Consider the following 10994-nt stretch of genomic DNA (forward strand, 5'->3'; position numbering starts at 1 on the left):
GGTATTCCTTTTACTTTATGAGCATATTTTACGCAAAAATAAAAGGAGAGAACAGTTTCAAAGCCACTGTATGACTAGTTATAACGACTGCGTTCCTGTTTTTGTTTACGGGGAGGGGAGACTGTGCACAAGTGAGTTTAAGTATGTGACGCTTACTTAGAGATGAAATGACAATACTGGTTGAGTAGACAGGAGAGAAATGTGTTGGCTCATATCTTGTCTATTCTGTAAGTGGTTTTGGTTGTTGAACGGAACAACGGAAGCTGTGGGTTGGGGAGTAAGCGTCAAGAACAGGATCTTTACCAAAACGATCAAAGGTCATTACATTTCCCGCGCCATCGCGGATAACTTTTAGTTTACCAACCTTGGGGCCTTGAGGGTTTTGTTTAGGTGACTTAAGGTAATAATCTTTTTCATACCAATCATTGACCCATTCACTAATATTGTTGTTCATCCCAAAGATGCCTAAAGGGTTTGCTGGCCAGTAACCAATATACTTCTCTTCTTTTATACTACTGTTAACAATTGAAGGGGAAACTTGAACATATTTATCAAGATTTACATCGAAATATTGATCTTCTGAGAGAGAGCGATAACCATCATTAGTAGCATAATAATAGTGCTGTCCACGACTTCTAGCGGCGTATTCCCACTGAGCCTCAGTCGGGAGGTCAAAAGATAAAGTAGATACTTTTCCCAGCCATAAGCAATAATCTTTAGCCTCCTGCCAGCTTTTAGTTGAGGCCGCTTTGTTATGTTTTGCCTCCGAATCAACTATTCTCTTGTATTCTTCATCTGTTCTAAGCATCTGTTTATCTTTTAATGGCTTATAACTTGTTATGATTCCAGCAGCTACAGGAAGCTCATTAATCTGCCGCATCCACTCCATATCCATAAAGCTGGTCTCATATTTAGACATAGAGTAAGAATCGAGGGTTACTTTATGTAAATGTTGCGCACCAGAGAGGTTGGTAGCAAAGTTAAAACATTGCGCATCAGGAGACCAATCTAAACGGTTCTCAGATTTTGTTGGGAAATCACAATTCATCTTGAAATCGCCCATATCAAAGCTTCCGCCTTCTACGAACACCATGTTCTCGATAGCTCGTACCACCACTTCTGCCGCTTTCTGCTTCTGCTCTGGAGTTGCTTCTGGGTAAAGCTTATTGATATTCGACGTTATCGTATCGATTTGTTTTTGTGAGACGGTCTCGCTAGACACCTTAATTGCTGAACTTTCGCTGTTGCACGCAACCAATAGGGGAAGCAGACAAGCCATACCTAACCATCTGTTTTTCATTTGGTATTCCTTTTACTCTATGGGCATATTTTACGCAAAAATAAAAGGAGAGAACAGTTTCAAAGCGACTGTATAACTAGTTATAACGACTTCGTTCCTGTTTTAGTGAGGAAGCTACTTCGTTTCAGTTGGTGTTGCTGAAAGGAAGGAAGTCTCCAAGCTGATGTGGGTCTGATAACGCTTCGGGACAAAAGCGAGTTGGCAAGTCGCATCTTCCATTGAATTTGCATTCACTCAAAGTATGCTAAGTGCGCCTTTCAAAAATAAGGAGAAAGATCTAAGAGGGATAGGATAAAATTCCCTGTAGATATAAAGAAAGCTAGGAACAACATGGATAATTTTCAAAACCTTATAGAGCACTGCACCGTCGATGACCTGAAATTTCGTATCAAGTCATTACCCTTTTCTTGTGCTATCCCCAGTCGTAAAGCAGAATTTGCAAGTACACTCTTTAGTGCATTAATGAACCCAGACAATCTACAGTCAATTTGGAACCACCTCTCAGAGATTCAGAAGCTGGCTTTGCAAGAGGCTGTTCACAATCAAGCTGGTTATATGGACGGTTTCGTATTCTGGTCAAAATATCAAAAAGAGCCACCAAGCACAGAAGACTGGTCTTTGTATCGAAGTCAAGATAAAGATAAGAGTGACAAAGCTTTATCTCCATTCTTTTATCCGGATCGCCGTTACGGATCTTCGGTTAGAATACCTAATGACCTATTAGCTTTTTTGAAACCTCATGTTCCATTGCCGCCACATTTTTCTGTACCAACGACAATTATCGATGGTGAAGAGGTTGAAACGTCAGAGACATCACAATACACAGAAGCCGAGCTTAATATTTTTCTTAACACTATTAAGGATAAGAAGTTAAAAGTCAGCCCGAAAACTGGGCAGCCTTCTAAAGCCTTACTTCATCAGTTATGCAACAAACTCAATGAGCCGTACCAAAGGGCAACGTCACTGGATGACGAATCAGCGAAAAGTATAAAGGCTTTTGGTTGGATTCAAATCCTAAGAGCCTCTTTATGGTTCAAAGAGACAAATGGCGAATTGCAAATCAACCTGAAAAAATCCGCTCTTCAACAACGACATTGTGACATCATTAGACAGCTTTTCTTGGACTGGAAAGATCGAAGCAAATTTGACGAGTTTTCGCGTATCAACCAGATTAAAGGGCAAAAAGGTAAAGGTCAGAAATATTTTACCAATGTTCTGAGCCGCAGGGACGCTTGTATAGAAGTATTGCGGGCTTGTCCACTTGAAGAATGGGTCTCTTTTGATGACTATCTGAGATTAATGGCGGTTGAAGGTCAATTCTTTAATGTTACGTTTGAACCCTATAGTTTGTATATCGGTGATTCCACGTATGGTCGATTTCATGACGACACCTTTCTTACTAATGTTTACACTCGCTGTCTAATGATGGAGTATTTCGCAACTCTAGGGATCGTAGATATTGCTTACGTAACGCCCGAGAATGCTCAAGACAATTACTATGACCGTTGGGGGCAATATGATCTAGATTATTTGTCTATTTATGATGGTTTAAAATATATCAGGCTTACAACGCTAGGAGCCTATGTGCTTGGAGTGGTTGATTCCTATATCGATGTATCCGAATCAACGAAAACATCGCTCGCATTGTTGCCAAAGAATCGTGTGCAGTTTATGCAGCCTCCCACTACAAGTGAGCGAGTATTCCTTACTAATTATGCGGATGAAGTTACCGACCAAGTCTGGCAACTATGCACAAGCAAGCTACTCTCACATCTCGAAAATGGTGGTGACTTAGACGAAATACAATCTTTTCTATCTGAAAGAGATGAACAGCCTTATTTCCCTACTCAAATTGAGCACCTCTTCAAAATGTTGGAGAGCAATAAGAATGCTGTACGATTAGAGGGGCGCTTTTTACTTTTAAAATGTGATACCGAGTCGATCGCAAAGAACATAGCGTCAGCGCCGAAATTACAGAAGTGGTGCCAGCGTGTAGGCAAAGATCAGTTAATAATCCCAGAGGGTAAAGAGTCGATGTTTAGACAATTAGTACATGAACTCTCCTATGCAATGCCCATACAGTCATAACTTTCCACGTTAAGGGCAATGGCATTTTGCCCTTAACATCTTACAACTCTCTAAAATTCTAAGGGAAACGAGCGATCGTAATCACGAAATACGCAGGCAGTGAATGTGCACCATATTGCGTTTTATATGCTCCGATGTGATAACGTTTGTTGTGTTTTTGGTGTGACTTCAATTAGAAATCCACGGAAGGCTTTAGACAAAGTAGCCTATTAGAATGGAGCGTACAGCGGGAATCGAACCCGCATCATCAGCTTGGAAGGCTGAGGTAATAGCCATTATACGATGTACGCTTGATGTCGATATTATCATTCAAAATCATAGACATGTCTATAGACAGTATTGAGTTGAGTCAATCCGTTAGGAAATACATTCTAATATCGCTGATATTGAATGGCCTCGGTATTGTAAATAACGAACCATTTTCGCTTTTTCTGCATGATCACTAGCTACGTTGTCGCCAAACTTTTTCTCTTTTGCTTTCAAGCAAAGCTCAAACCAGTCAACATCTGTATCTTCAAGTGCTTGGTCAATAACGAGTGAGTCTAACCCTTTCTGTCTTAGTTCTTGTTTGATGCGTGACATCCCATGCAATTTGAGCAACTGTTTTGATATTTCTCTCTCAGCAAGCCGAGCATCATCAAGGTAGTGATGAGATAGTAAGCGTTCCATCACCATCTCTACCAACTCACTATCAGCTTGCTTTGAAAGATGACGACGCATTTCACCAGAAGCGTAATCACGCTTGGCAAGCAAGCCGACAGCGATATCGTATAATTGCTCTTGAGACACGTTCTTTCCTGCCCTTACATAGATAAACAATGTAATAATCTTATGTAATCAATGAGATGACAATACTGATTATTTATACAGATTTAACTTTCGTCAATAACGAGTAGACGCCTTTCCTCATTAACGTCGAGTAACGCCCAGCGATGATGGTTGTGTAAAAGAATTACATTTGCTCCAACACTTAGATCCGCAATGACTAATGATGCTGGCATCGATTTTTTTAGATATACAGATTCTAAGTTAAGCTCAACCCCTGAAAGTGAGTACCAATGACCTTTAAACACGATCATTTACCGTATCTAATGTAAACGATTAACGTGATTGCTGCTTTAATTTGGCGCTGAAGTTTCCTCTGTTGATCCCCAAAATCTTGGCTGCTTTGGTTTGATTGCCTCGCGTATGGATCATCAGTTCTGAGTACAATACATCTAATACAACAGGCGTGATCCAAGACATATCCGGCGTTGAAGATTTACTATCAGACCATGTAGGCTCAAGCTTTGAGCGAACTAGTTGTTTCAAGAAATTTTTGTCGATTGGAGATGGGTGATTGTTCATTGGCATATTTGAGAAATGTTGACAATTTACTGCTGAAATTTTGGGGCATTCAAGGTTATCACACATAAGTGAAATAATCAGGGAGGTAGTTGTTCGACTTGTGTGTTTCTTCGCCTCGGGACAAAAGCAATTTAGCCTTTGAAGCAAGAATGCTTTTGTCCGCGATAAGCTGTTACCGCCCTATACCAGATTCCTTTGAATAGCTTGCATCCACTCTAGAATATTTCCATTTGGATCCATTTCAACAAGATCTGCGTGAGAGTATTTATCCATAACTAAGGTGTTAAGTTTTTTCTTACACTTACCTTCTCTATAGGGTGTCAGGCCAGCAAGAGTTGTCGGAACATCGGTGTCATCTTCGATTTCAATATCTACATTAAAAACTGCCTTGATCGCTCTTGGCGAGATATAGTTCTCAAGCTCTCTTTTAGTGGTTAAGAATGCCTGAGAGCCATCACCTCTTCCATTCACAGCATCTACAGTGGCCTTGTACTTTGGTGGCTGTGCCATATCTCGATCATAGATATGAATTTCGGGTTTCCCTAAGTTTTTAAGGTAGTGAGAATTCACCCAATCGCGAAGAGTATCTCCTCCCAGCGGGATCATAACGATCCTAGGGTCATCATTCAAATCTGGAACACCTATACCTTCGGCAATGAGGTTTCGTGACAAACGCTTAAAGAAGTGAATATCATTTGGTCCTTCGAGACAAACAATAAGTTGAGCACGGCTGTCAGGCAAAACACCGAGATCTTTCGCTATAACTTCATAAGTTGCGTCTTGTCCACTTGCGACAATTAAGTCTCCAGTGTCGTTTCGGTGAATATGACGTAAGCTTCCAAGGTCAATTTTCTCAGCGAGTGCTGGTACGTGAGTAGTTAAAATTACCTGACAATCATCAAGTTCTGACAGTTCTTTAAAAGCATCAACAAGCATTTGTTGGTAACTAGGGTGCTGCGAAGTTTCTGGTTCTTCAATAGCATAGATAACGCCTTTTTTGCTATTGTCACGTTTGATTCGTTCCGCTTCAGCTTTGAAAAAACTGATAAGAATCAGTCGACGTACACCGCTGCCGCGCTTGTTGATATGAACGCCGTCATTCCCTATCAATGATAGTTTGAAAATGCTACCCCAGTTGGGTTCAACTTTGAATTCTGGAATAAGTTCACTAGCTAATTTTGAATCAATGTCGTTCAAGTGAGAAATTGTATCCGCTGCTACAGCTAACGTTTTTTCTCTTACTACCTGTTTGATGTTTTCTAGCTCGGTGTCCAATTCAGAGAGAGCGTTGCTCACAGCAGCCTTCATAGGGTCTTGAACTTCGGCTTCTTCATCTGTGCTGGGTCTATCAGCTCTGAATAGAGCAAAGTGAGGAAGGTAAGAAGAAATTCTCTCCCAAACTGATTTCCCATCCTCTGCTTTTAGTGGGATCATTTGTGGCGTTAGTTTGAGGTCTTCTATCGAGCCGTAGATTCCTTGCCTCAATAAGGCATTGACACGTTGGTCTTCTACATTGACGCTCCGTCGCTCCGCGATGGCCTTCAATTGATCGTTTTTCTTGTAAAGAATCCCTTTAGCATCCTTGGCTGATGGATGTACACACCACGCCGCGTATTCTCCGTTACCTTTACCTTTTTTGAATATTCGGAATAATTCTAAATTTCCTCTCTCATTTAACAAAAACTCATTCTGGAGAGTTGTATTAGCTCTTTCATCTAAAATTAACTGTTCAGGTAAGTTGCTAAACTCACAGCCGATTAGAACATCATCTTGCTCACCGGAGTAGACGCACTTATCAGTGGCATCAAACTTACAAAGCTTGTGATTGAAGAAAATTGAGCAAATGATACTTGATGAACTAAGAAATGGCGCTAAAAAACTCACACCGGTTTTCAGCAGCGGAGAAGCCGGATCGTATAGCGAGTACTTCTTGTATGATGAAGTACTTGAGCATTACCCGCATATTTTGGACCCAGAAAAGATGCGAGTCCGATATGAAATGATAAAGCGAGGAAAACTTTTAGATAAATTTACAAACAGCAGTATTGGGTTCTTGCAGGCTTGTTTTTGTATAACGCCTCACCATAGGGACAAATACAGCGGCAGCACGTGTTGGTTGCGTATTTTCTCGGTACTATCAGCACTGTTTAGCAAAGGGATTAGGACTTGACCCTTGAATAACTACGAAGCACTAGAAACATATGCACAGAAGCATCTAATGCACGTTAGAGTGCTTGACGACTTGATGATGGAAGACAGCTATGTGTTCGTTGCTTTGGCATATTTGAGAGCCATTGATCTACTTGCAAGAGAAAGCGACACGGAAGCTGAGATCTATAAAGTTGACCGTTGCCCCGAAACAGGAATACCTACTTTACACACCTCATTTCTTGGCGCTGTCGACGAAGCAAAGTTTGACGAAATTGCGGATCGGACTTGGTTTGAATTGACTTGCGTTTCAATAATAAAAATCTAACGTTCGTGTTGTGTTTCCAAGTATTCATAGACATCCAGTACTTGAAAGGATGCCTATGAATACATCTCTAAGAGAGGTGGGGGACTGCTCATAAAGTTTATTGCAGAGCTAGTGGAGCTGAGCCAGCTCCTTACGCATTGCCAACATCTTCGTTACTGCTTCATTAAGATCACTTCCAGTAGCGGCAGCAAGAAGGTATTCATCAACCTCATGTTTAAAAAAACCGACCGCTCGACCACCAAGGGAGATTGGAGGTGGAAACTTGCCACAGTTGATGTATCTGTGAAGAGTTGCCTTTGAAAAGCTAACCCTTGATAGAACCTGATTTTTTCTCTCGATTTTGATTTCAATATTCATGATTTTAAGCTCTTATTTTTGTTATTGCTTAAGTTGAATATACACGTCAAAAACACCGCAATCAAATTTAATTTCCTTTATAAACAATTGCTTATAATTACCCGCAGGCTGGTTTTTAATAAGCTTTGAACCTTGGTTTACAATAAGTTTTGGTTCTTCGCTAGAATAAATGTGTTTTTTGAAGCACTTATGATGTAGTCACTCCACCACTGCATGATGTTGCGTCGCTCTTCGAGGTACTCAGCATTGTTGTAGGTATCTCTGATTGTATTTCTATCTACGTGTGCTAACGAGAGTTCGATAGCATCTCTATTGAAGCCTTGCTCATTCAGTGCGGTACTTCCAATCGACCTCATTCCGTGGCTAACGAGTTTTCCAGAGAAGCCTGCACGCTTTATGGCAGCGTTGACAGACTGGCTATTCTGTGTGAACCAGCTTTAGCATCACTTGGAAATACATATTTGTGTTCAAAAGAGATAGGTTTCATGAATTGAAGAAGCTTAATTACAGGGTCTGACAAAGGGATTTTATGATCCCTTTTCATCTTCATTTTGTCCTTGGGTATAGTCCAAAGTTTTTGTGCAAAATCGATTTCGTTCCACTCAGCTTTCACACATTCAGAAGGGCGAGTGAGTGTATGGAGTTGAAACTCAAATGCGCACCGTGTTACAAGCTTGATGTTAACTTTAGACATGCTCTCCATTAGAAGTGGCAAATCTTGAGGGGTGATAGTCTTCATATGTTCAACTTTTGGCTTTTTGAAGACTTGCTTGATGTTCGCTAGTGGATTAGCTTCCACTTTGCCGCAGTTCACCGCGTATGTCATAACCTCATTCAAGCGCTGACACACGCGCTTAACTGTTTCGAGAGAGCCTTTTGCTTCCAGAGGACGGAGTTGAGCGATAACGGTGGGAGCGAGAATTTCCCGTAATGGTAGTTGAGCTAGATTGGGAAAGATATGTAATTCTAGAGAACGCCAAATGTCATCTGCATAATCTGAAGAAACAGAGTGTTGCTTTAGTTCAAACCATTCTTTAGCTACATGTAATAACGTGTCTTGAGCTGCCAATTTTTCTGCATTTAGCTGATTATCTCTATGCGTCTTTGGATCAATTCCTTTAGCAACGAGTTCTCGCATAGTTTGTCTTTGTTCTCTCGCAGTGGCGAGAGAAACATCGGGATACTTGCCTAAGCCGATATTTTTTCGCTTTTTTGTTGTAGGGTGGATGTAATTAAATAGCCATGACTTTGTACCGTTCGGCATTATCCTCAAAAAGAGTCCATCACCATCACCGATAGAGAATTCCTTTGCTTGTGATTTCAAGTTTTTAACTTGAGTTGCAGATAAAGGTCTGATTTTTTTAGCCACTTTCCCAATCCTTGGTCGTATGTAACATCAAAAGATAACGTTTAACGCGCTGTTACATCTAATGTTACTTTACCAATAAGAATTAGTGAAACTTTGTGAGACTAAGTGATATGAACAAATGCTTATTTTACGGGGGTTTAGATACAAAAAAGGGACGTCTTGAGACGTCCCGATTTTTTGATTTGGTGGAGCTGGCGGGAGTTGAACCCGCGTCCGAAAACCTTTCATCATTGGTACTACATGCTTAGTCGATCTTTAAATTCACCACCCACCTGCGAACCGACACGCTAGTAAATGACTATCCTGAATTAAAATTCACCGTTCATCTCTCAGGCGGGAGAATCCGGGCTAGCGCGTTTGGGTTTGATCCCTCGTTGGTCCCCGTCTTACGTGCGGAAGCTAGGGCGAGAGAGCTCTGAGCAGGTTATTAAGCTGCTAGTGCGTAGTTTTCGTCGTTTGCGACTATTTTTTTGCGGTTTTTTAACGAGGCCTACCGCACCTCGGCATGCACCTCAGACTTCTGAATTCCCGTCGAATCCTAAATCAGCCCCAGAGGTAATATCGGCATAGTAACAGAAAAGTCTAGGCTGTCCAGTACTATGCGTCTAAGTGGTCAAGTTTAACGCAGTGAGCTCTTCATTACGCGCGCTTTTTCACGAGCCCAATCTTTTTCTTTAAGATCGGTACGTTTGTCGTGAAGCTTTTTACCTTTCGCCACACCAATTTTGATCTTTACCCAAGAGCGAGACCAGTACAGTGACAACGCGGCTAGCGTCATACCTTCACGGTTGATGCGACCAAGAAGGTTGTCGAGTTCACGACGACTCATCAATAGTTTGCGCACACGTGTAGGGTTTGCGACAACATGAGTAGAAGCTTGGTTAAGAGGTGTGATCGTCATTCCGCTGACAAAAGCTTCGCCGTCACGCATGAAAACGTAGCTTTCAGCGATGTTGGCTTTGCCTTGGCGAAGTGCTTTCACTTCCCAGCCTTGTAGCTCCATGCCAGCTTCAATTTCATCGTCAATGAAGTATTCGTGGCGAGCTTTTTTGTTAAGCGCGATAGTGTTACTACCCGCTTTTTGCTTTGATTTTTTCTTTACCATAATGAGCTCATTATACGGGTTGGATATACGTTAGGAAATCCTTTTATTTGCTCTATCGTGGAATAAAAGTACAATTGGCACAAGTCTTAAACATGTACGCGTATCGATAGGAGTGTGTATGAAGCAAATCAGCCGTTCTGCTTTAGTGTCTTTTAGTGCAGAGCAGATGTTCGATCTGGTCAATGATGTTTCGAAGTATCCTGAGTTCCTACCTGGTTGTTCAGGTTCACGAATCGTTGAGTCTTCGGGCGAGGGTATGGTGGCTTCTGTCGATGTAGCAAAAGCAGGTATCAGCAAGACATTCACCACGTCTAACGAGCTTATTCCAGGCCAGGCTATCATGATGAACTTGGTTGATGGACCGTTTAAGACATTGCGTGGTGGCTGGATCTTTACGGCGCTTGACGAGCAAGCGTGTAAAGTCGAACTCAAGCTTGAGTTTGAATTCTCAAGCAGAATGATCGAGATGGCTTTCGGCAAGATTTTCAACGAGCTCACCAGTAACATGGTGAATGCTTTTACCAATCGAGCGAAACAGGTATACGAGTGCTATGAGTATTGAGTCGGACATGATTCACGTTGAGGTGGTTTATGCCTTGCCTCAAGAGCAGCGAGTGTTTAACTTGGTGGTGAATAACCATGCCACTGTTGAAGAGATTATTCGTCAGTCTGGTGTGCTTGAACTGTACCCAGAGATTGATTTGAAGAAGAACAAAGTGGGTGTTTATAGCCGCAACGTTCGACTAGATGCGACAGTTCGAGACAAAGATCGAATCGAAATTTACCGTCCATTATTGGCGGATCCAAAAGAGATTCGTCGTAAACGAGCTGAGCAAGCAAAAGTGGCTGGCAACGCAGATCCTGTGACGGGTGGTAAGCCAAACGCCTTGAGAAAATCAGCGGAATAATGCTTGAAGATATAAAACAAAACCTCCCAACTGGGCTGTCTCTT

At 41.6% G+C, this 10994-nt stretch carries 10 protein-coding genes, 1 tRNA gene, 1 other RNA gene and 1 pseudogene; 4 read left to right on the forward strand and 9 right to left on the reverse strand.

The window, feature by feature from the left end; genetic code table 11:
* Positions 1-220 precede the first annotated feature (220 nt).
* Positions 221-1300 carry an SUMF1/EgtB/PvdO family nonheme iron enzyme gene (locus KIV40_RS23520; protein ID WP_285351602.1) on the reverse strand — a complete coding sequence of 360 codons (1080 nt, stop codon included), beginning with the start codon at positions 1298-1300 and terminating at the stop codon, positions 221-223.
* 330 nt (positions 1301-1630) lie between these two features.
* On the opposite strand from KIV40_RS23520, the gene KIV40_RS23525 reads away from it, so the two are divergent.
* Entirely contained in the window at positions 1631-3388 is a 1758-nt protein-coding gene (locus tag KIV40_RS23525) for a hypothetical protein (protein WP_285351604.1), read from the forward strand.
* A 215-nt stretch (positions 3389-3603) separates the two neighbouring features.
* Here the strand turns inward: KIV40_RS23525 and KIV40_RS23530 are convergent.
* The 4 genes from KIV40_RS23530 to KIV40_RS23545 form a co-directional block, all read right to left on the reverse strand.
* A tRNA-Gly gene (locus tag KIV40_RS23530) sits at positions 3604-3678 on the reverse strand.
* 67 nt (positions 3679-3745) lie between these two features.
* A complete protein-coding gene (locus KIV40_RS23535; RefSeq protein WP_132785133.1) occupies positions 3746-4177 on the reverse strand; it encodes a regulatory protein RecX in 432 nt (143 codons plus the stop codon).
* A 312-nt stretch (positions 4178-4489) separates the two neighbouring features.
* Complete coding sequence (locus KIV40_RS23540; RefSeq protein WP_285351608.1) at positions 4490-4735, reverse strand: helix-turn-helix domain-containing protein; 246 nt, start codon at positions 4733-4735, stop codon at positions 4490-4492.
* Between the two features lie 180 nt (positions 4736-4915).
* Positions 4916-6619, reverse strand: a complete 1704-nt coding sequence (locus KIV40_RS23545) for an ATP-binding protein (protein ID WP_285351610.1) — start codon at positions 6617-6619, stop codon at positions 4916-4918.
* A gap of 289 nt (positions 6620-6908) precedes the next feature.
* Here KIV40_RS23545 and KIV40_RS23550 point away from each other — a divergent pair, with 289 nt between their 5' ends.
* Positions 6909-7211 carry a hypothetical protein gene (locus tag KIV40_RS23550; protein WP_285351611.1) on the forward strand — a complete coding sequence of 101 codons (303 nt, stop codon included), beginning with the start codon at positions 6909-6911 and terminating at the stop codon, positions 7209-7211.
* Positions 7212-7319: 108 nt separating this feature from the next.
* On the opposite strand, the gene KIV40_RS23555 is transcribed toward KIV40_RS23550, so the two are convergent.
* The 4 genes and pseudogenes from KIV40_RS23555 to smpB form a co-directional block, all read right to left on the reverse strand.
* Positions 7320-7568, reverse strand: a complete 249-nt coding sequence (locus KIV40_RS23555) for an AlpA family transcriptional regulator (protein WP_285351612.1) — start codon at positions 7566-7568, stop codon at positions 7320-7322.
* Between the two features lie 137 nt (positions 7569-7705).
* Positions 7706-8937 (reverse strand): annotated as a pseudogene (locus KIV40_RS23560) (integrase domain-containing protein).
* 183 nt (positions 8938-9120) lie between these two features.
* Positions 9121-9488, reverse strand: a transfer-messenger RNA (tmRNA) gene (gene ssrA / locus KIV40_RS23565).
* 68 nt (positions 9489-9556) lie between these two features.
* Positions 9557-10042 (reverse strand): SsrA-binding protein SmpB, encoded by a 486-nt coding sequence (gene smpB / locus KIV40_RS23570; protein ID WP_005424760.1) that lies wholly within the window; start codon positions 10040-10042, stop codon positions 9557-9559.
* 118 nt (positions 10043-10160) lie between these two features.
* On the opposite strand from smpB, the gene KIV40_RS23575 reads away from it, so the two are divergent.
* The gene (locus tag KIV40_RS23575; protein ID WP_005533750.1) at positions 10161-10604 is read left to right on the forward strand and encodes an SRPBCC family protein; all 444 of its coding nucleotides are present in this window, start codon (positions 10161-10163) and stop codon (positions 10602-10604) included.
* Entirely contained in the window at positions 10594-10950 is a 357-nt protein-coding gene (locus KIV40_RS23580) for an RnfH family protein (protein ID WP_005533748.1), read from the forward strand. The genes KIV40_RS23575 and KIV40_RS23580 overlap by 11 nt, the downstream gene beginning before the upstream one ends.
* The last annotated feature ends 44 nt before the right edge of the window (positions 10951-10994 follow it).

The sequence above is a fragment of the Vibrio sp. D173a genome (assembly GCF_030248475.1).

Excerpts from the sequence above, each read along its gene's own strand:
- KIV40_RS23540 (WP_285351608.1), bottom strand. The coding sequence starts at position 4,735 with ATGAACAATCACCCATCTCCAATCGACAAAAATTTCTTGAAACAACTA.
- KIV40_RS23520 (WP_285351602.1), bottom strand. The coding sequence starts at position 1,300 with ATGAAAAACAGATGGTTAGGTATGGCTTGTCTGCTTCCCCTATTGGTT.
- KIV40_RS23575 (WP_005533750.1), top strand. The coding sequence starts at position 10,161 with ATGAAGCAAATCAGCCGTTCTGCTTTAGTGTCTTTTAGTGCAGAGCAG.
- smpB (WP_005424760.1), bottom strand. The coding sequence starts at position 10,042 with ATGGTAAAGAAAAAATCAAAGCAAAAAGCGGGTAGTAACACTATCGCG.
- KIV40_RS23525 (WP_285351604.1), top strand. The coding sequence starts at position 1,631 with ATGGATAATTTTCAAAACCTTATAGAGCACTGCACCGTCGATGACCTG.
- KIV40_RS23580 (WP_005533748.1), top strand. The coding sequence starts at position 10,594 with ATGAGTATTGAGTCGGACATGATTCACGTTGAGGTGGTTTATGCCTTG.
- KIV40_RS23555 (WP_285351612.1), bottom strand. The coding sequence starts at position 7,568 with ATGAATATTGAAATCAAAATCGAGAGAAAAAATCAGGTTCTATCAAGG.